The organism is [Clostridium] ammoniilyticum (assembly GCF_025566905.1).
Taxonomy (GTDB): domain Bacteria; phylum Bacillota_I; class Bacilli_A; order Erysipelotrichales; family Coprobacillaceae; genus Faecalibacillus; species Faecalibacillus intestinalis.
Window position 1 is genome coordinate 31,832 of the sequence record NZ_JAOQJR010000005.1, and the last position, 18,260, is coordinate 50,091.

At 28.4% G+C, this 18,260-nt stretch carries 25 protein-coding genes and 1 pseudogene; 6 read left to right on the top strand and 20 right to left on the bottom strand.

The features are described from left to right. Nucleotides 1-119 precede the first annotated feature (119 nt). The 5 genes from OCV55_RS14100 to OCV55_RS06120 form a co-directional block, all read right to left on the bottom strand. Nucleotides 120-341 carry a PTS sugar transporter subunit IIA gene (locus OCV55_RS14100; protein WP_147580114.1) on the bottom strand — a complete coding sequence of 74 codons (222 nt, stop codon included), beginning with the start codon at nucleotides 339-341 and terminating at the stop codon, nucleotides 120-122. A 211-nt stretch (nucleotides 342-552) separates the two neighbouring features. Next, complete coding sequence (locus OCV55_RS06105; protein ID WP_032090981.1) at nucleotides 553-804, bottom strand: hypothetical protein; 252 nt, start codon at nucleotides 802-804, stop codon at nucleotides 553-555. Between the two features lie 316 nt (nucleotides 805-1,120). Then, a complete protein-coding gene (locus OCV55_RS06110) occupies nucleotides 1,121-2,653 on the bottom strand; it encodes a hypothetical protein (protein ID WP_267309837.1) in 1,533 nt (510 codons plus the stop codon). Then, nucleotides 2,643-3,095, bottom strand: a complete 453-nt coding sequence (locus OCV55_RS06115) for an RNA polymerase sigma factor (protein ID WP_052011010.1) — start codon at nucleotides 3,093-3,095, stop codon at nucleotides 2,643-2,645. Before OCV55_RS06115 ends, OCV55_RS06110 begins: the two co-directional genes overlap by 11 nt. An 87-nt stretch (nucleotides 3,096-3,182) precedes the next feature. Further along, nucleotides 3,183-3,920 (bottom strand): helix-turn-helix domain-containing protein, encoded by a 738-nt coding sequence (locus OCV55_RS06120; RefSeq protein WP_147580115.1) that lies wholly within the window; start codon nucleotides 3,918-3,920, stop codon nucleotides 3,183-3,185. A 156-nt stretch (nucleotides 3,921-4,076) separates the two neighbouring features. Here OCV55_RS06120 and OCV55_RS06125 point away from each other — a divergent pair, with 156 nt between their 5' ends. Further along, nucleotides 4,077-4,757: a DUF6198 family protein gene (locus tag OCV55_RS06125; protein ID WP_118470156.1), complete on the top strand. Its 681-nt coding sequence runs from the start codon at nucleotides 4,077-4,079 to the stop codon at nucleotides 4,755-4,757. Between the two features lie 47 nt (nucleotides 4,758-4,804). Here OCV55_RS06125 and OCV55_RS06130 read toward each other — a convergent pair whose 3' ends face one another. From OCV55_RS06130 to OCV55_RS06150, 5 genes are read right to left on the bottom strand one after another with little or no spacing between them, the layout of a single operon-like run. After that, nucleotides 4,805-5,221, bottom strand: coding sequence for a flavodoxin family protein (locus tag OCV55_RS06130; RefSeq protein ID WP_147580116.1), 417 nt, complete (start codon nucleotides 5,219-5,221; stop codon nucleotides 4,805-4,807). A 2-nt stretch (nucleotides 5,222-5,223) separates the two neighbouring features. Continuing rightward, on the bottom strand, nucleotides 5,224-5,445 hold the full coding sequence (locus OCV55_RS06135; protein ID WP_106987508.1) for a hypothetical protein: 222 nt from the start codon (nucleotides 5,443-5,445) through the stop codon (nucleotides 5,224-5,226). 13 nt (nucleotides 5,446-5,458) lie between these two features. Further along, complete coding sequence (locus tag OCV55_RS06140; protein WP_147580117.1) at nucleotides 5,459-6,463, bottom strand: alpha/beta hydrolase; 1,005 nt, start codon at nucleotides 6,461-6,463, stop codon at nucleotides 5,459-5,461. Next, complete coding sequence (locus OCV55_RS06145; RefSeq protein ID WP_147580118.1) at nucleotides 6,463-7,443, bottom strand: aldo/keto reductase; 981 nt, start codon at nucleotides 7,441-7,443, stop codon at nucleotides 6,463-6,465. The genes OCV55_RS06140 and OCV55_RS06145 overlap by 1 nt, the downstream gene beginning before the upstream one ends. A 4-nt stretch (nucleotides 7,444-7,447) precedes the next feature. Continuing rightward, nucleotides 7,448-8,287 (bottom strand): oxidoreductase, encoded by an 840-nt coding sequence (locus tag OCV55_RS06150; RefSeq protein ID WP_022002472.1) that lies wholly within the window; start codon nucleotides 8,285-8,287, stop codon nucleotides 7,448-7,450. A gap of 108 nt (nucleotides 8,288-8,395) precedes the next feature. Here OCV55_RS06150 and OCV55_RS06155 point away from each other — a divergent pair, with 108 nt between their 5' ends. Beyond that, nucleotides 8,396-9,253, top strand: a complete 858-nt coding sequence (locus tag OCV55_RS06155) for a LysR family transcriptional regulator (protein ID WP_032090989.1) — start codon at nucleotides 8,396-8,398, stop codon at nucleotides 9,251-9,253. A gap of 34 nt (nucleotides 9,254-9,287) precedes the next feature. On the opposite strand, the pseudogene OCV55_RS06160 reads toward OCV55_RS06155, so the two are convergent. Then, a pseudogene (locus tag OCV55_RS06160) lies at nucleotides 9,288-9,704 on the bottom strand (family 1 glycosylhydrolase); the annotation flags it as partial. Nucleotides 9,705-10,066: 362 nt separating this feature from the next. On the opposite strand from OCV55_RS06160, the gene OCV55_RS06165 reads away from it, so the two are divergent. Further along, nucleotides 10,067-10,669 carry a Type 1 glutamine amidotransferase-like domain-containing protein gene (locus tag OCV55_RS06165; protein ID WP_147580119.1) on the top strand — a complete coding sequence of 201 codons (603 nt, stop codon included), beginning with the start codon at nucleotides 10,067-10,069 and terminating at the stop codon, nucleotides 10,667-10,669. 44 nt (nucleotides 10,670-10,713) lie between these two features. Then, nucleotides 10,714-11,160 (top strand): hypothetical protein, encoded by a 447-nt coding sequence (locus tag OCV55_RS06170; protein ID WP_004612402.1) that lies wholly within the window; start codon nucleotides 10,714-10,716, stop codon nucleotides 11,158-11,160. Between the two features lie 180 nt (nucleotides 11,161-11,340). Here OCV55_RS06170 and OCV55_RS06175 read toward each other — a convergent pair whose 3' ends face one another. The 6 genes from OCV55_RS06175 to rpsF all read right to left on the bottom strand — a co-directional run bounded on the left by OCV55_RS06175 (nucleotide 11,341) and on the right by rpsF (nucleotide 14,601). After that, nucleotides 11,341-11,667 carry a hypothetical protein gene (locus tag OCV55_RS06175; RefSeq protein WP_147580120.1) on the bottom strand — a complete coding sequence of 109 codons (327 nt, stop codon included), beginning with the start codon at nucleotides 11,665-11,667 and terminating at the stop codon, nucleotides 11,341-11,343. Between the two features lie 143 nt (nucleotides 11,668-11,810). Continuing rightward, nucleotides 11,811-12,185 (bottom strand): desulfoferrodoxin family protein, encoded by a 375-nt coding sequence (locus OCV55_RS06180; RefSeq protein ID WP_117871168.1) that lies wholly within the window; start codon nucleotides 12,183-12,185, stop codon nucleotides 11,811-11,813. 83 nt (nucleotides 12,186-12,268) lie between these two features. Beyond that, nucleotides 12,269-13,099: a YwqG family protein gene (locus OCV55_RS06185; protein ID WP_147580121.1), complete on the bottom strand. Its 831-nt coding sequence runs from the start codon at nucleotides 13,097-13,099 to the stop codon at nucleotides 12,269-12,271. Between the two features lie 472 nt (nucleotides 13,100-13,571). Continuing rightward, on the bottom strand, nucleotides 13,572-13,802 hold the full coding sequence (rpsR, locus tag OCV55_RS06190; protein ID WP_032091007.1) for a 30S ribosomal protein S18: 231 nt from the start codon (nucleotides 13,800-13,802) through the stop codon (nucleotides 13,572-13,574). A gap of 17 nt (nucleotides 13,803-13,819) precedes the next feature. Then, nucleotides 13,820-14,302 carry a single-stranded DNA-binding protein gene (gene ssb, locus OCV55_RS06195; RefSeq protein WP_022001179.1) on the bottom strand — a complete coding sequence of 161 codons (483 nt, stop codon included), beginning with the start codon at nucleotides 14,300-14,302 and terminating at the stop codon, nucleotides 13,820-13,822. A gap of 17 nt (nucleotides 14,303-14,319) precedes the next feature. After that, nucleotides 14,320-14,601 (bottom strand): 30S ribosomal protein S6, encoded by a 282-nt coding sequence (gene rpsF / locus OCV55_RS06200; protein ID WP_022001178.1) that lies wholly within the window; start codon nucleotides 14,599-14,601, stop codon nucleotides 14,320-14,322. 179 nt (nucleotides 14,602-14,780) lie between these two features. Here rpsF and OCV55_RS06205 point away from each other — a divergent pair, with 179 nt between their 5' ends. Further along, entirely contained in the window at nucleotides 14,781-15,125 is a 345-nt protein-coding gene (locus OCV55_RS06205; RefSeq protein ID WP_147580122.1) for a hypothetical protein, read from the top strand. Here the strand turns inward: OCV55_RS06205 and OCV55_RS06210 are convergent. Together OCV55_RS06210 and ispD are read right to left on the bottom strand one after the other, a co-directional pair. After that, nucleotides 15,105-15,455 carry a hypothetical protein gene (locus OCV55_RS06210; protein WP_032091008.1) on the bottom strand — a complete coding sequence of 117 codons (351 nt, stop codon included), beginning with the start codon at nucleotides 15,453-15,455 and terminating at the stop codon, nucleotides 15,105-15,107. The two genes, OCV55_RS06205 and OCV55_RS06210, sit on opposite strands and share 21 nt — an antisense overlap. Further along, nucleotides 15,452-16,090: a 2-C-methyl-D-erythritol 4-phosphate cytidylyltransferase gene (gene ispD / locus OCV55_RS06215; protein WP_032091009.1), complete on the bottom strand. Its 639-nt coding sequence runs from the start codon at nucleotides 16,088-16,090 to the stop codon at nucleotides 15,452-15,454. The genes OCV55_RS06210 and ispD overlap by 4 nt, the downstream gene beginning before the upstream one ends. Nucleotides 16,091-16,195: 105 nt before the next feature. Between ispD and OCV55_RS06220 the strand changes: the two genes are divergently transcribed. Further along, entirely contained in the window at nucleotides 16,196-17,113 is a 918-nt protein-coding gene (locus tag OCV55_RS06220; RefSeq protein WP_147580123.1) for a nucleotidyltransferase family protein, read from the top strand. A gap of 16 nt (nucleotides 17,114-17,129) precedes the next feature. On the opposite strand, the gene OCV55_RS06225 is transcribed toward OCV55_RS06220, so the two are convergent. Continuing rightward, on the bottom strand, nucleotides 17,130-18,200 hold the full coding sequence (locus OCV55_RS06225; RefSeq protein ID WP_147580124.1) for a hypothetical protein: 1,071 nt from the start codon (nucleotides 18,198-18,200) through the stop codon (nucleotides 17,130-17,132). Nucleotides 18,201-18,260: the final 60 nt, after the last annotated feature.

Here is an 18,260-nt window from a genome sequence, read left to right on the forward strand (position 1 = left end):
TTCTTCTTAAGCTTTAAGATATTCAATAACATCTTTAGCATCTTTGGCTTCTAATAAAACTTGCATGGCTTGTTTATTATCCATAACTGCATAAAGAGGTTCTTTCATATTCATAGCAATCATAAAAATAATCTGTACTTGATGTTGATTCCATAAAATAGTTTTTTTAAGGTTGCTATAACGATTTTAGATTTTATAATTTCTTTTTCACTACCATGAGGAATAGCAATATTATTACCTAAATCAGTAGCCATGATTTTTTCTCGATGAAATACACTTTCTTTATAGTTTTCACTAACACAGTGATGTTTATGTAATTCATCACATAAACCACCATCCAAGCTGTAATAGCTGTAAAAACAATAGCTTCAAATTTTGTTTTGGGCATTTTTAATTCTTTTTTCATAAATTTCCTCCTAAAAAAAAATACCACCTCGCCTTTTGACAGTAGCAAGGTGACATTTAGTGTCTAGGTGTATTTTAGAGATATTTTATTTTAAAGATAAGAAAAAATATTTTTCTTGTGCATCTATCGCAAAAAACAAACAAGCTTTATTTATGCTCTATGCACAACTGTGCTTTTTTTAATTGTTTCTTCAAAGAGATGATCTTTATTACTTTATAAACCAAAATTCCTAAAATAATCAAGCATAAACAACTTAATTGATTATATCCACCCAAATAATACTCATCAGTATTTCTAACAGGATAAATATCAATTTCTATACAAATCCAAATAAGTGCTAATACTCCTCCTGATAAATAATGCCAAAATAATTTATTTTCTATTTTCTCTTTCGTCATCATCTTTCTCCTTTATTTTAAATCTTCCAATTTATGAATTATTTCTTGGGAAATAATTTGTTAAAAAGGAATTATATTATTATACTGATTCATTTTTACAAACTAAAATAACATAATAAATAATAAAAAACTTATTATCAAAATAACTATTTTTTCTATTTTATACTCTTCTATCAATGGATTATGTGAAAATTAATTTTTTTAATTATTTTGTTTAATTTATTCAATAAAATAGTTTATAATAACCATGTTGGAAGTGTAATGTTTGTATAGAGATTGAGCATCCTTGATGGATGCTCATCTTTTTTATACCATTTTAATAACCATGATCTACATGTTTCCATTCACCATGTTTATTTCTTACAAGTAACCAAATCCAATCTTTATAAGTACTGTTAGGATTTAAAGAACCATCTCCACCACTTCCATCAACATCAAATGTTGATGTTAAAACAATAGCTTCATCTGCACCATATTGTTGTAGTATTTCTTTAAAATAATTTTCATTATCTCCCGCATAATAAATTTCTTTTAATGTACAGCCTTTAAAATTTTCATTAAAATAATCAATAACTGTATTAATTGCTGAAGTGATATCATCATAGCTATAAATATTTGAAGTGACTTCTTTTTCTACAATATCATTTTCTTCTCTTTTTTCTATACGAACAAGCATATTGATATCTGTTTGAATAACATATTGATAAGAATCATCAATATATGCTTTATAGTTTCCTCCACTATAATGACTAGGAAGGATGACTTCTGTAAGAGGAAGTTGTTGATTCATCAAAATATCTTGTGCATGTTTAATAATTTCTATTGGGTCTTTTTCAAGAGTTGATGTAATACTATCTGTAAAACCATATTCTTTTGAAACATATTGAATGATTTTGTTATTTTTATCATAACTAACATCAAGTCTTAAAGTTGGTTCATCTTTATCATTACTGAAATTAAAATAATTTTCTTTTTTATCTTCATAAACATAACCATTTTTCATCAATTCATCTATAACTTCTTGAGGAAGGAGTTCTTTTAATTCTTTGATTGTTTCTGATTCACTTAAAGTACTAAAACGTAAGTATTTATGTTTTGATTGCTTTAATTCAGTATTAATTTCTGTACGTTTTGCTTTTCTTTTTTGAACAAACATTTGTCCTTTTTGATTAAAAGAAAGTTCTACTTCAAAAAGTTTACTTGCTTTTGATTTATAGTTCACTTCAATTCTAAAATTATCAGAAATATCTTTTATCTTAGAGTTAAAAAGATAATCTTCTGGTTTCCAAATAACTTTTAAGCCTTTTTTTGTATGATAATATTTTTTATAAAGATCATAAGAAATCGTAGTATCACTTTGATAGACTTTTCCACCTAGATGAATCTCCAAAGGATTTCCTCCTTGAACAATACGAATTGATTCAATTTCATCACTTTGTACATCTACTGTAAAATAACTTGTTGTAAGATACCCATCTAAATAATATTTTCCATCATAATTTTTTAAATCTAATTGCGATTGTTTAAAATCTGTTTTTTTAGAAAAATACTTTTCTTCATATTTCTTTTTCAATTGCACTTTATCCATTATATTGACCTGATCATGAATTAAATAATAATCCATCGGTGTTGCTTGAGTAGTAATAGAATTATAGGTTTGATTATAAGCAAGAATTTCAAATGTATCTTTTGTTTCTTTGTTTTGAATACCTAATACAAATAAAAGAACTACACAAGAAATAATCAAAATAGGTTTATAGTAATGATGTTTTTTTATAGGAATTTGTTGAAGAAGATTTTCATCAACTTGAATTTCATCATAATAATTTTTAAATGATTTATTTTTCATCAGCCTCTATCTCCTTTCTTAATTGATTTCTTGCTCGGTTTAATAAAACACGAACATTATTTTCTTTGATATGTAATAATTCTGCCATTTCTTTTGTTGAATATCCTTCATAATAAAATAAATAAAGAACTACATTATACTTTTTAGAAAGCTTATTTAAATAAGGGGTCAAATCAATTTCTTGCTTTTCAAAAATATAAGTTTGTTCATCGATTTCATCTATTTTATTATGCCAAAAAGACTTCAAAGATGTTTTACTACAATTAAGTGTTACCCTTATAAACCAAGCTTTTTCATGTTCTAAAGATTCAAAAACTGGTTTTCTTTTCATATAACGATACATCACATTTTGGAAGATATCATCTGCTTGATCTTTTTGATGACATTGACTAAAAGCTAAACGATAAACCAGTTCTTTTTCTCGTTGAATCACTTCTTCCATACAAAACCCTCCTTTCATTAGTAATACTTTTTAAAGGTATCATATGTTACAAAAATTATAACATTTTCATAAAAAAATACCTTGGTATTACCAAGGTAAATGATCTATATTAAGTTTTTCATAATTTATATTTTGACTTTGATAATAATGAACTTGATGATTCTCATCATCAAGGATTTTAATGATATTATTTTTAAGTATGACAATCGTTACTTTTATATCACCTTTTTGACTCATAATATAAAATTCATATTGTTTATCCTGATTATCACGATTAATATAAGAAAAAGTTGGATCAAATGATCGTTCAGTTTTAATTGTTTTAATCTTTTTAAAATCATTAATATTTAAATAATCACAAAATTGAATAACTTTCTTTTGTGTCAACCCACCCGAATACATAACCACTAACGAAGCAGGTTCACGATAAGCTAAAGCCAATTGGTCACCTACATAATAATCACTGCATAATCTTTGAATGATATTATTATAATTATTTTCATATTTTTGCTGTTTTTGGACTTTATACATACCAATTAGTGTAATTGTAAAAATAAAACAAACAATACTGATGATAAAAATATCTTTTCTTTTTTTCTTTCTTTTTTGAATAATATATTCATTGCTTTGAAGGAGTTCTTCATAGTCTAATTTTAAAACAGACGTTATTTTAGCAAGTAAGGTAATATCAGGATAACCTCTTCCTGTTTCCCATTTACTAATTGTTTTGTTGCTGACATTTAGTAAATCAGCAAGTTGACTTTGAGTGTACCCTTTTTTAAGTCTTGCATTTTTTATTGTTCTAGCAAATCTATCATTATCCATAATACCACCTCCTACTTCAACTATACATGAACCTCATTGAAATAGAAAGAAAATGACTATCTACCAATTGTAGACATGTTTAGAAATGTTTCCAATTTGGAAACATTTTTAATTTTATTGATAAATACTTCTATAATGCATGGTGAGGTGATTAAAATGAAAAAAAGAAGAATAAATAGTGAGATATTGTATTTAATTGCAATATTAGTTTTATCATTTTCAATAGACTTACTGACTATTGCAAACATGGGGTTATCTGCTATAAATGGACCCGCTTATATTTTAAGTGAAAAAGTTTATTCACTTACTTATGGTCAGGCAGAATATATTGTTGAAGGAATTATTTTTATCATTTTTTGTATTTTAATGAAGAAATTTAAAATGGCATATTTGAGTTCTTTTATCACAGGTGTTTTATATGCAACAATGGCAGATATTTGGAAAATAATTATTCCTTTCTTTCAAACTCAAAATGAAATATGTTTTCAATTACGTATTGTTTATTTTTTTATCGGTTTTATACTTTCAGCAATGGCTGTCGCTATGTTTTATAAATCTTATTTATATCCTCAAATCTATGATTTTTTTGTTCAAGAAATATCAAAAAAATATCATATTACTTTAAAAATATTTAAAACTTGCTTTGATTGTACATTCCTTATTTTATCTTTTATCATGTCTTTATTCTTATTTCATGGAATTGTTGGTATTGGTATAGGAACTATTATTGTTGCTTTGTTTAATGGAACATTCATTAGTTTTTTCAAAAATTTTCTTGATAAACATTTTATATGTATTCCAAAATTCACCAAACTTGAAAAATATTTAAAGCTATAAAAAAGGCTATAATGAAAACCTAAAAGCTAGGTTTCTTTATAGTCTTTTTATTCAGTAATCATCCCTTTATAGTTCATACCATATAGTTTAGCAAAACGACTCATTGTATATTCACCAGCAGCTAATTGTTCCTTTGTAGGTGCATATCCTTGGAAAACAAAATACATATCTTTTCCTTGTAATAAACTTTCATCTACATAACCATAAAAACGATCTAAAATATTACGAATAGCTCCTGACATACTATGCCAATAAAGTGGTGAACCAATAACAATTGTATCTGCTTTTTTCATTTGTTCAATAACTTCATCTAATTGATCATCTTCAAAGTTTTGACCATAACTGTAGATTTTATAATCAACTAGATTTAATGTTTTAAATTCTTGATCTTTTAAGAATTTTTTAGTAAGTCTTACAGTATTTCCATTTTTATTAGGACTTCCATTAATAAATAAAATACTCATTTTTATATCTCCCTATAACTTATATATAATTGTGTTTCATTTCTAATAATTTTATAGTGTTTAATAATATTAATTAATAAATTAATTTGATATTCTTCGATATCACCTATCAAATAAAGTTGTTCATTTGATAATAAGGGTTCAAAAGAATAATCATTAAGTTGTAATAGATTTATGATTTCATCTTTTTGTTTGCTTAGACAAACAATAATTGCTTTTTGCATTTTTTCACCAACTTTATTTATAAAATATATCTAATTTTTCAATTGCTTCTTTTACAACACTTTCTTTGTAATACGTTTGTATATGGGTTGCATCTTTAAGATAATAAAGTTCTTTTTCTTTTGTCGTAATCGCTAGTTCAAAAGCTTGTTCACTCATATAATTTGTATCAGCATGATCTCCAACCATCATTAATAATGGTTGATCAAGAAGATACATAAATTGAACTGGATCATAAACCATCAAATCCATCAAGTTTCTTTGTAAAAAACATGAATGACTATTAGGATGAAAATGTGTTTCTACATAATATTCATAACCTTCTCGATACATTTCAATTGGTAATTGATGCCCTACTTCTGGTTTCATCTCTGTCATATTCGCATTATAAATCAAAGTATCTTCATTTAATTCTTTTTCTCGAATAGAAGCAACCTCATGAAGTCTTTTTAACACGGTATCAACTTGGCTGTTTTGAAAGCCTTCACGTCTAACCGCTCCCGTATTAAACATAGAGACAGTAGCTATTTTCTTTAAACGTTTATCCATTTGTCCACATGAAAGCAGATAGCCTCCTCCACCGCAAATACCTAAACCATAGATACGTTGTGAATCAACGCCAGGAAATGAGAAGATAACATCAATCATCCCTCTAATATCTTCTATGCGATAATAAGGAATATCTTGTTGTCTTGGCATTCCTTCACTTTCACCAAAAAACATGCAATCAGAGACAATTGTAATATATCCTTTTTCAGCAAGTCTTTGTCCATAAAGTCCAGCTGCTTGTTCTTTAACTGCTCCATTAGGAACAGCGATAACAATAGCAGGATATCGTTTATCTTTACTATGGTTTTTTGGTGTATAGATATTAGAAGCAATTTTTATGCCATTTAATTGATAAGTAATTGGATGTATTTGAACTTCATTTTCTTTATTTTCAGTTATAGCATTTTCATAAACCAATCCAAAAGGATTAGAAGAAAAGGGAAAAGCTTCCCTTTTATCTAATTGAATCATTAATGACCTCCAAATACTTTAAATTCCATTGTATTTAATTTATCATCAATTGTTTTAACTTCTTCTTGACTTAATTCAACATTACCTGCTTCAAAGTTAGATTGAAGTCTATCAAGTTTTCTTGATCCTGGAATTGGAATAATGAAATCATATTTATTAATCATCCAAGCAAGTGACATTTGTGCATTTGTAGCATGATGTTTTTCACCAATTTGAGAGACAACTTCTAATAATTCATTTGTCTTTTTAATTCCTTCTTCACTGTATTGAGGCATATCAGGTCTAAAGTCTTGTTCACCACTACCGAAAGCTTTTTTAGATTGATAAGCTCCTGTAAGTGCCCCATTAGCAAGAGGAGAGAAAGCAACATAAGTGATTCCTAATTCTTTACATACAGGCATTAAATTTTCATGCCATCTAGCCATCATTGAATATCTGTTTTCAATAACAGTTACAGGACATACAGCATGAGCACGTCTTAAGTATTCTTCATTTGTTTCAGAAATACCCCATGCTTTAATTTTTCCTTCTTCAATTAATTCTTTCATCACACCAGCAACAACTTCTGGTTCTACTTTAGGATCAATACGATGTTGATAATAAACGTCAACATAATCTGTTTGTAATTTCTTTAATGATCCTTCTAAGGATTTTCTAATTGTTTCTGGTGAACTATCAAATTCAAGGTGATCACCCATATGTTTAACACCAAATTTAGTACATAAGATAATATCTTTTCTAAATGGTTTAACAGCTTCACCAACAACTTCTTCGTTATAAGCTGTACTTCCATCAGGATTAACTCCTGTATAACATTCAGCTGTATCATAGAAATCATATCCCATGTCATGTGCTTTTCTTAAAATTTCTACTGCTTCTTCTTTAGGCGTTGGAAGTCCACTGGCATGAGTTAATCCCATACATCCTAGTCCAATCGCATTAACATACATATCTGTTTTTCCAAGTCTTACTCTTTTCATCTTTCTACTTTCCTTCCTCATAATCACATGAAGCTGATACTTCAGCCCATTTATCTAATTCTGCAATTTTTGCTTCTAAAGTTGATTTAACTGCTGTTACGGCTGCTTTACCTAAAGTTAAAATTTCTGGTAAATCATCATTATGCACAACATCTACAATGACTTTACCAGCTTTATCTGGATCACCTGCTTGTTGATGTTTGTTTTCAAAGTTACCTGGTCTTGATTTACCTACGACTGCTTCATAATCACCAATTTGAGCTTTTGTTCCTTGTAAAGATTCACCATCATAGAATCTTGTTCTAAAAGCTCCTGGTTGAACAACCATTGCTTTAATTCCTAATGGAGCTAGTTCTTTCATTAAACCATTTGTAAGTAATTCTAAGGCTGCTTTACTTGAAGCATAATATCCTGAACCTACAGCGGATCTTGCGGCTGCAATCGAAGTCACATTTAAAATATAGCCTGATTTTTGTTCTCTCATTTTAGGAAGAACGGCTTTAATTAATTCAATTGGTCCAAACAAATTAGTTTGATATAAAGTTTGAACTGCTTCGATTTCTCCTTCTTCTACAGCACTACGATAACCATATCCTGCATTATTAACAAGAACATCAATTGTTCCAAATTTATCGTATGCTTCTTTTACAGCGTTTTTAATACTATCTTGACTACATACATCTAAAGAAACAGCTAAAGCCGTTTCTGGATAAGCTTCTACAATATCCATCACTTTATCTTTATTTCTTGCTGTAACAATTGCTTGATCCCCACTTTCTAAAACAGCTTTCGCAATTCCTTTTCCAATACCACTTGAACATCCTGTAATTAACCATGTTTTCATTTTTTAGTTTCTCCTTTTTACATACATATTTTATTTTTTTATTACTTAAAAGTACAATACCAATAAAGAAATGTGCTATAATTTAAACGCATAGTAGGAGGTCATTATATGATAGAACTTAATCAACTTGAACAACTTATTTATATTGCTGAAAATAAAACAATTTCTAAAGCTGCCAAAGAATTATTAATTTCACAACCAGCCCTTTCACGCTCTATGCAAAGATTAGAAAGTGATTTAGGAGTAGAACTCTTTGATCATTATAAAAATAAAATTGTTCTTAATAAAAATGGTGAATTAGCTGTTAAGCATGCTCAAAAAATCATTAAAAGTATTCAAACAATGATAAATGATGTACAAGATTATGATCAATCATTTCATCGTATTTCTATTGCAACTTGTTCTCCTGCACCTATGTGGGATATTGAACCTTTAATTAAAGAACTTTATCCTCAAATAACAATTCAAACAGCTGTCATTAATCAAAAAGATTTAATTACAAAATTAAAAGAAAAAGAGTATCAACTAATTATTACACCTGAACAAGTTGATGACTCTCAATATGTTTGTATTCCTTATGTAGAAGAAGACTTATTATTATCATTGCCTTTAAATCATCCTCTTACAAAGAAAAAAACTATTAAGTTTCATGATTTAGATGGACAAACCATGTTACTTTATTCAAATATTGGTTTTTGGCATGATTTACATATGCAAAAAACACCAAAAACAAAATATTTATTACAAGAAGAACGTTTTACTTTTAATGAAATCGTGAAAGCTTCTACTCTTCCTTCTTATACTTCTAATCTTTCTATTAAAAGAGAAGGAAAGATGTCTGATCGTATTATTTTGCCAATTGATGAAGAAGAAGCCCATGTCACTTATTATGTTGTGATGCTTAAAGAAAATAAGAAAAAATATAAAGAACTTATTGATAAAATAGATCAATATTATGATTATTAAAAACCCGTAAGTCTTATGACCCACGGGTTATTTTTTAATCTAAATCAGTTCCATGAGATTCTATTACTTTTTTATACCAATAGAATGAATCTTTTCTTCTTCTTGATAAATCTCCAGTACCATCATCGTATTTATCAACATGAACAAAACCATAACGTTTTGCTGTTTCTCCTGTAGAAGCTGAAACTAAATCAACACATCCCCACATAGTATATCCCATTAAGTCAACACCATCTTCATTAACAGCTGCATCCATAGCTTTAATATGATCTCTTAAATAATTGATTCTATAAGTATCATGAATTGATCCGTCTTCTTCAATTGTATCAAATGCTCCTAAACCGTTTTCTACAACAAATAATGGCATTTGATAACGATCATAGAGTCTGTTTAATGCATTTCTAAGTCCTGTTGGATCAATTTTCCATCCCCAGTCAGATGCACTTAAATACCAAGCGATAAGTTTCCACCACCTGCTCCTTCATAATCTTCTGGATTAGAAGCTACAACTTGTGACATATAGTAAGAGAATGATAAGAATTCAACCGTACCTTCTTTAATAATTTCTAAATCTCCATCTTCAATTGGAAGCGTAATTCTGGATTATCAACGCTTTTTACGATAAAAAAGTGCTGCGATCACAAGGCTTTTTGCAAGTAAAAATGAAAAGAATATATATAGGTAGCCTACGAAACTGGATGCTGGTTACAGAAGCAAGTCGACAGGCAGTGTATTAAAATTAGGTGGATGTAATTGAAGAAAAAATATGATATCCTGTGAGTAACAAATCGGAATTTATAAAGGAGAATATTGATGAAACTATTTTTATGTTCGCATTTTTCAAGTGTAGGAAGTCTGATAAAGGAAGAAATTGAAAATAAGAAAGTCGCATTTATTCCAACAGCTTCACTGCGTGAAGGCTACACCGGTTATGTCGGCTCGGCTCGAAAATTATTCAAAAAGTTGGGAGCAATCGTAACTGAAATTGATATTTCAACGGAGGCTTATTCAACGATACAGTCTGTTTTTGAAGATTCAGATGTGATATATTTTACCGGCGGAAATTCTTTTTTTCTTATGGACTGGCTCCGTAAAACGGGAACTGATGGGCTGCTGAAAAAGGAATTGGCAAATGGAAAATTGATGATCGGCGAGTCGGCAGGCGCAATTATATGCGCTCCAAGCATCCAATATATCCAGCAAATGGATGAAAAGCCGAAGGACTACTCACAAGAAGATGATGCAGGGCTTGATTTGATTGATTTCTATGTTCTTCCGCATTATCTTACAGCACCATTTAAGAAAGTTACCGAGAAAATAATGACTGAGTTTTCGGATTTGAATCTATACCCAATTAACAACCGTCAAGGAATTGTAATTGACGGTGAAGGTTCAAAGGTTATTTGCAAAGACTAATTTGAAAATTCAAGTTTGGAGAATTGAGAAAATCGAAGATTGTGATGGTAGATAATATGGAATGGTTTAATGTTTTTGGGCTGATTTTTATTGCAGTCATTATGATACCCAATGTTGTATTTGCGATTAAGTGCAAAGATGGATTTGATAATAAGTGGAACAATAAATATGTTGAGGTCACAGAACAAGTAGGGAGATTGGGTTGTTTCGGATTCATGATAATCAATATTCCGGGAACTTGGTTCGGGTGGTGGTCTGACGAAGCATTTGTACTATATTTGATTGTAGATACCATATTGGTAATGCTTTATTGTGCTATTTGGATTATATGTTTTAAGAAAAACAGCGTTTTCAGAGCATTAGCACTTTCTATTATTCCTTCAATGTTGTTCTTGTTTAGTGGGATTATGAGTAGGTCAGTGCTATTGATTATTGCATCAGTATTATTTGCACCAAGTCATATTGTGATTTCATATAAAAATGTAAAATGATATTTACAACTTCCCGTTTAGAGCGTATGGAGATAATCTATACGCTCTTTTTTTGCCTTTTTTTGAAAAAGTGATTAAAAAACTATTGACATTTTGTTACTGGACTAAGCACTAAAGTACTTTTTTTCTTGTGTCCGTTTTACAGGATCCATTTTAAAGAGCTTCAATTCGAAGCTCTTTTTAATCAAATAAACGATGTTCATTCCCACTTGGTATTTTATAAAGCATACATAATACTAAACCAACGGTTGCACAAATAAAAAGGAAACCAAAGAAAAATTGATATGAATATAAATCAATCAAATAACCTGCAATAGCTTGGAAAATAATCGAACTAAAACTTTTGAATGTTGAAACAATTGATAAAGCACTCATTTGGTGCGTTCCATCAATAATAGTTGCAATAACTTTCATATTAATCATAATAAATGCCATTGTTGTAACTGATTTTGTTAAAAAAGTCATAATCATTTGAATAATAACATTTGGTATATAAGCATATGTCATAAATTGAACAACAAGCTTACCATTATCTATTTAGATGTTATTAAGAATTAATATACTAAAAACTATTTATCAAATGATAATTATAATTGAACTGTTAATAGAATACATATAAAAAGACCATTTTTGGTCTTTTTATAGCTTCATTATTTTTTCCATAATCCATGAAGATTACAGTAAGCATACACTTCTTCTACTTCTTCACCTTCTAAGATTTTAAAATCAACACTTGGTTTTTCTCCTGGTTTTAGATATTTTCTTTGAATACCTTTATCTGTTTTCAAAGAAACCCATTCAATCCAATGTTCTGCTGTCATTGGATGTTCTACTTCTCCAACAAATACATGAACGGTATCACCTTCCACTGTATAAACAGGAATATGTTTTTCAAATGCAGCATCTTCAATTCCTGCTTGAAGCTCTTTCATAACTTCGCCACAACATACCACAGGGACTCCTTTATCTTCTACTTTTTCAATCACATTTCCACAGTGTTTACAAATATAAAATTTTTGATTCATAGCCTTTTCCTCTTTTCTATAAATAGTAATTATTCCTATTTATAATATAAACTATTTTTCTCTATTAAGCAAACAATATGCATCTAATAACAATCCCAATAATAGCGAACATGACTAAAATCTTTATTTTTTAAATCTTCTTTTGAAATAAAGAAATTACCGACACCTGAATCGCCCCATAAAATATGATCTTGTGAATCAAGTTGAAATAACAATACTTCATTACTATCTTCTTGACGAGGATCATATTGTGTGAAGAAAGGATATCCTCCTATTTGACAAGGAATCAAGATAAACAAATCATTTAATTCATCCATTACCTCATCATCTTGCATGACTTCTTTTAAGTTTTCATCTAAATAAGTATCAACAACTTTATCAAAGTGAATATCATTCATTGTGATGACTTGTTTATCTAAATGAGCCTTTAATAAAAAAGTTGTATCTTTTTCTAATGGAAGTTCTGTATCTTCGCTATATTGAAACTTATAAATACTTGATTCATCTACTAATTTTGGTACTTCTTCTAAATAACGTAAACACCACCCTGATTGACTATATTCATTATCAAAGTCTAATCCATAAACGCCATCATCTCCACTAATAAAGATTTGAAGTAATCCTTTTTCTGGAAAATCTTTTATATGAGGTATTTGTTCAAAATTTATTTGTGCTAATAAATATAAAGGTGCTCCCGTTTTTTGATTTACTGGAAGATTTTGATCTCTAGGCACATAATAAGCACCACCTACTTTACTATCAAAGATATGTGTTTCTTTTTCTTCTAATTCAAAGCGTATATAGTCTACTTCACTTACTTCTTTTAATCTTTGATAGATTCTTTTGGCAGGTTTTTCTTCTTTATATTCTTCTTGTTTATTATTTTCTAGCGAATATATATGTTGAAAGGAGATTCAACATATGTACTATATAAAGATAATATTAGGAGGACTTTTATGAAATGTCCTCTATTCAAAAACAACTTTCTTTATTATTTGTTTTAAATTTATATTGAAAACTATGATCCTATCATCCATACTAAAATCAACAATTATGAGGAATGGTTAGATAGATTTAGCAATGAGTTAGGAGGTAAAAAACATAAAAAAATAAATGAAACTCAACGAAAAATAATTCACTTATTGAATGATTTTGGCATTGATCGTATCAGCATGGCTGGAATTATGGGAACATTAGAACAAGAAAACTTAAATGAAAATACTTTTTAAATTTCATTGAAAATAAAGCTTCTCTTACTATCGAAGATTGTACAGACCAAATATGGCGTATGAGAGGATGTTAAAAATAAATACGAAAAGCTCATAAACACTATGTTTTCTAGCATTTATGAGCTTTATTTTTTATAAATAATTATACTCTTTAAAATTATTCACCAACGTATGGTAATAATCCCATTTGTCTAGCACGTTTGATAGCTACTGCTAATTGTCTTTGATATTTAGCAGAAGTTCCAGTTACACGTCTAGGAATGATTTTACCGTTAGCTGAAACAAATCTTTTTAATAATTCAACATCTTTATAATCGATGTAAGTAATTTTGTTTTTTGTAAAATAACAAACTTTTCTTCTACCCATTCTTTGTCTTTTAAAAGCCATGTTCATATACTCCTTTTCTAAAATTGAATATCGTCTTCCATGATATTAAATGAATTATCAAAATCTTTTTCTAATTCAACTGTTTGCATATCTTGGAAATTATCTGTTTGTGGTTGAGCAGGTTGAGAATATTGATTATTCATCATACCTTGGTTCATAGAACTTTGGTTTCTTTCTCTTTGAGCTCTTGTTTCTAAGAATTGAACAGAGTCACAAACAACTTCTGTAACGTATACGCGTTGTCCTTGAGCATTATCATAAGATCTAGAACGAAGTCTACCTTCAACTCCTACTAAAGATCCTTTTGCACAATATTGTGCAACATTTTCAGCGACTTTATTCCATACAACGCATGAAATATAATCAGCTTGTTGCCCATCTGCAGAGTTATAGTTACGATTTAACGCTAACGTAAAACTTGTAACTGCAGCCCCGTTTCCAGTTCTTCTAAGTTCTGGATCACGAGTCATTCTACCAACCATAACAACTCTATTAATCATCGTCAAATGCCTCCTAATTATTTACGAAGAGTTAAGTGACGTAAAACTGAAGCGTTGATTCTTGATAAACGTTCGAATTCAGCGATTTCTGCTGGTGCACAAGTTACATCAACTACAACATAGTAACCTTTTGTGTAATCTTTAATTTCGTAAGCGAAATCACGTAATCCCCATTCGTTGACATTATCAACTGAACCACCGTTAGCAGTTAAGATTGATTTGAAGTTTTCAATTAAAGTATTTCTAGCTTCTTCTTCAACATCTGGTTTTACAATAAACATAATTTCATATTTATTCATCTCTTTTACCTCCTATGGTCTTTTGGCTTACTTTTTAGTAAGCAGGCAGTAAAATAATCTTTACATGCTCGTCCATTATATCTTATTGTTTACTTTTATGCAATAATAAAATGATTATTTTATGTAATTTTACCCCTTTATAGGCATATTTTTTTCATATGCTATATTGAGGTGATATTATGAATTATCTATTATTTTTATTTTGGATATTTTTTATGATTTTATTTCATTATTTAATCAAAAATGATTTTTCTTTTATTCAAAAATATCTTAATAAACTTTTTAAATATTCTCCCTTATTTAAAGAATATTTAAAAAAGTATTTAAAAACTATTTTATATACATTTTTTACTTTTATTGTGGGTAAGACTTTTGAATATCTTGATATGTGGGTAGATTTGTTTTTTGTTTCTATATGGATGTTAGTAGATGAAAAAGAAAATATAAATATTGAAAATAAAAAAGAAACAATACCTTCTTTAATAGGTATTGTTCTAGGTTTATTACTCCAATACTTTATATGATTTTACTTTTATACTTTGGATATCTTTATTTTTTATATCTAATGTTCCTTCATAGTAAATATATATTCTATTTCCTTTGATAAGACCTTTATTAGACTCTATTGCTCCCGCAATAGAAATTAAATACTTTTGATGATCATTTGTTTCTATCAATAATGTTTCATCACCCACATTTTTAATTGTTCCTACAATTGTTTCATATTGACTTAAATCTTCTTGATCATCAGATTTAAAATGAAAATATCCAAAAATAACTCCTATTAAAACAAATAAAGCAATTAAAATCCAAACTATACTCTTTTTCTCTTTTCTAATATGCTTACCTTTCATTTTAAATCTTCCTGTGTTGTAATTTTTAAATTACTATAATCTCCTAATACTGCCTTAATATCCTTATCTATATATCTTTCAAATAATTGACTATCATCAGTCGCAACATATCCTTCATCTTTTGCCTTTTGATAAGCCACCTTAATATCTTCACTTTTAAATACTTGTGGTGTTTGAGCCTGCATCAAAGTTTCTCTTTTTAAAGTTTTAACAACAATACCCTCTTTAACTTCTTTAATAGTATCTTTACAAGGAACCATTAATAACCCAGCATCATATGTTTTTAAACATTCAACTAAATCATTAATACTTTGTTTACTTACATAAGGTCTTGCTCCATCATGAATAAAGACATGATTTTCTTTTACTTTTTGTAAACCTTCATAAACACTATCTTGTCTTTCTTTACCACCAAAAACATACTCAATTCTTGAATCATTAACTAATGTTCTTATATCATCTATTTCATTTTCTTTCGTTACAACAATAATTTGTTTACATCTATTATCCTCTAAAAAATGAGAAATATTCATTTCATAAACAGTTTGATTATTTATTTTATAAAAAATTTTATTATATTTCAAACCTGTTCTTTTGCCACTTCCAGCACATAAAAGAATTAAACTATAGTTCATATTTTTCACCTCATGATTATTTTATCACACCGTGATAAAATAATAAAATTTACATAGATATTTCTAGAAATATGATATAATCTAACTTAGACAAAGGAGAATTTTATGAATACAACACTTATTATTATGGCGGCTGGAATTGGTTCACGCTATGGAAAAGGAATTAAACAACTTGCAAAAATTGGTCCTCATGATGAAATCATTATGGATTATTCCATTTATGATGCTCTTGAAGCTGGTTTTAATAAAGTCGTTTTTATTATTAGAAAAGACATCGAAAAAGAATTTAAAGAAGTTATTGGTAATCGCATTGAAAAACACATTCAAGTTGAATATGTTTTCCAAGAAATTAATAATGTTCCTGAAGGATGTAGTGTACCTACAGGAAGAGTAAAACCTTGGGGAACTGGTCAAGCTATTTTAGCTTGTAAAGGGATTGTTAATGAACCTTTTGTCATTATTAATGCTGATGATTATTATGGAAAAGTTGCTTTTAAAAAACTTCATGATTTTTTAATTGAAGATAGTCATAGAAATAGTGAGTTTACCATGGCCATGGCTGGTTTTATCTTAAAAAATACTTTAAGTGATAATGGAACAGTTACTCGTGGTATTTGTGTAGAAGATGAAGCGGGTTATTTACATAGAGTGATTGAAACTAAAGGGATTATTAGAAACAATCAAGGAGCAATTGATTGTGATACAGAAGAAAGCAAAGACATCATTCAAGAAAATAACCGCGTTTCGATGAATATGTGGGCTGGTTATCCTTGTTTTATTGATTATCTTGAAAATGGTTTTAAAGAATTCTTATTAGATGATAGTGGAGATGAACTTACTAAAGAATATTTATTACCTATTATTGTTGATCAATTAATTAAAACAAACAGAGCTTCAGTAAAAGTATTAGAAACAACTGATAAATGGTTTGGTGTTACTTATCCAGAAGATAAGCAGATAGTCCAAGATTCTATTAATGAACTTATTGAACAAGGTATTTATCCAGAAAAATTATGGAAATAAAAAGTCTAGCTTAAAGTTAGACTTTTTCATTACCATAAATCATCGGTACAACACGATTATTACCTAAAAAAACAGAAAGTACATCTTCTTTCATATCCAATCCACTATAAATAAAATCCACAAGTTTCTCAATATCTACTTGTAAAACAGCAATCTTTTGATTTTGATGATAATCAAATTCTATAACCGCACATTGTCTTATAATTCCCCATTTTGTATCCTTTGTATCTCCTAGATAATCAGGTAACACAAGAAAATTATAAACACCTACATTCGTCTCATTTTCCTTTTCATAAATACGCTGAAATTGTTCCTGATAGAAAAATTGTTTATAAATGTCTAGGTTTCTTGGTAAATAGTAAGCTTCTTTTTCATAATCCCATCCATAATATTTAGCATCAAGTATACAACAACTTTTTTGTGGTCTTTCATATTTAGGATTTTCTAGGATTTTTTCACAAACGATATCTGGGATATTCTTTTTATTTTGATTGATAAAAACACTTTCTCTTTCTTTGACAATTTGTTTTTGTTTATGATCTCTTTTTTGTTTGCCTATCGCATTCCAATGATAAGTATTATATTTTGTATCATTAATATTTATTTCTTTATCTAATAATTGACTATTAAAAAGAACATCGCCTTTTTGAATACTTATTTGATTATGAAAGAATTCTCCTATCATCCATTCAAAAACCATTTCAAATTTAAAAGTGATGATTTCTTGAGTCATTGTTGTTGTTTTATTTTCTTTTATTGCTTGATTACACCAATTTTCAATAGACTCATACTTATTTATCAAATCACACTTTTTTTCATTAACCATAAAATATAAATCAAATAATCTTGCATATTTATAAAGTAACGTTTCTTTATCAACATCCTCTTTAATAATAACTGATTTTGGTAAAGATAAAATCAAACGATTTTTATCAAAAAGAATACCTACAAAATTACTTATATATATCCATTCCTTTGTTTCTTTACCCATATTTCTTCTAAAAAGAGATTCTTTCACATTCTCTATTACATCTCGATACTTATTATAATCAACGCCTTTACCGTCTTGTATTAATTCTATTTCCATTTTTTTACCCTCTACTTAACATAAGCATATCTCTATTAAAGAAAAGATGTCAAACAAAAA

Bases quoted from the DNA above. Each gene is read 5' to 3' on its own strand.
- OCV55_RS06105 (WP_032090981.1), bottom strand. From the start codon at position 804: ATGACGAAAGAGAAAATAGAAAATAAATTATTTTGGCATTATTTATCA.
- OCV55_RS06110 (WP_267309837.1), bottom strand. From the start codon at position 2,653: ATGAAAAATAAATCATTTAAAAATTATTATGATGAAATTCAAGTTGAT.
- OCV55_RS06115 (WP_052011010.1), bottom strand. From the start codon at position 3,095: ATGGAAGAAGTGATTCAACGAGAAAAAGAACTGGTTTATCGTTTAGCT.
- OCV55_RS06120 (WP_147580115.1), bottom strand. From the start codon at position 3,920: ATGGATAATGATAGATTTGCTAGAACAATAAAAAATGCAAGACTTAAA.
- OCV55_RS06125 (WP_118470156.1), top strand. From the start codon at position 4,077: ATGAAAAAAAGAAGAATAAATAGTGAGATATTGTATTTAATTGCAATA.
- OCV55_RS06130 (WP_147580116.1), bottom strand. From the start codon at position 5,221: ATGAGTATTTTATTTATTAATGGAAGTCCTAATAAAAATGGAAATACT.
- OCV55_RS06135 (WP_106987508.1), bottom strand. From the start codon at position 5,445: ATGCAAAAAGCAATTATTGTTTGTCTAAGCAAACAAAAAGATGAAATC.
- OCV55_RS06140 (WP_147580117.1), bottom strand. From the start codon at position 6,463: ATGATTCAATTAGATAAAAGGGAAGCTTTTCCCTTTTCTTCTAATCCT.
- OCV55_RS06145 (WP_147580118.1), bottom strand. From the start codon at position 7,443: ATGAAAAGAGTAAGACTTGGAAAAACAGATATGTATGTTAATGCGATT.
- OCV55_RS06150 (WP_022002472.1), bottom strand. From the start codon at position 8,287: ATGAAAACATGGTTAATTACAGGATGTTCAAGTGGTATTGGAAAAGGA.
- OCV55_RS06155 (WP_032090989.1), top strand. From the start codon at position 8,396: ATGATAGAACTTAATCAACTTGAACAACTTATTTATATTGCTGAAAAT.
- OCV55_RS06165 (WP_147580119.1), top strand. From the start codon at position 10,067: ATGAAACTATTTTTATGTTCGCATTTTTCAAGTGTAGGAAGTCTGATA.
- OCV55_RS06170 (WP_004612402.1), top strand. From the start codon at position 10,714: ATGGTAGATAATATGGAATGGTTTAATGTTTTTGGGCTGATTTTTATT.
- OCV55_RS06175 (WP_147580120.1), bottom strand. From the start codon at position 11,667: ATGACATATGCTTATATACCAAATGTTATTATTCAAATGATTATGACT.
- OCV55_RS06180 (WP_117871168.1), bottom strand. From the start codon at position 12,185: ATGAATCAAAAATTTTATATTTGTAAACACTGTGGAAATGTGATTGAA.
- rpsR (WP_032091007.1), bottom strand. From the start codon at position 13,802: ATGGCTTTTAAAAGACAAAGAATGGGTAGAAGAAAAGTTTGTTATTTT.
- ssb (WP_022001179.1), bottom strand. From the start codon at position 14,302: ATGATTAATAGAGTTGTTATGGTTGGTAGAATGACTCGTGATCCAGAA.
- rpsF (WP_022001178.1), bottom strand. From the start codon at position 14,601: ATGAATAAATATGAAATTATGTTTATTGTAAAACCAGATGTTGAAGAA.
- OCV55_RS06205 (WP_147580122.1), top strand. From the start codon at position 14,781: ATGAATTATCTATTATTTTTATTTTGGATATTTTTTATGATTTTATTT.
- OCV55_RS06210 (WP_032091008.1), bottom strand. From the start codon at position 15,455: ATGAAAGGTAAGCATATTAGAAAAGAGAAAAAGAGTATAGTTTGGATT.
- ispD (WP_032091009.1), bottom strand. From the start codon at position 16,090: ATGAACTATAGTTTAATTCTTTTATGTGCTGGAAGTGGCAAAAGAACA.
- OCV55_RS06220 (WP_147580123.1), top strand. From the start codon at position 16,196: ATGAATACAACACTTATTATTATGGCGGCTGGAATTGGTTCACGCTAT.
- OCV55_RS06225 (WP_147580124.1), bottom strand. From the start codon at position 18,200: ATGGAAATAGAATTAATACAAGACGGTAAAGGCGTTGATTATAATAAG.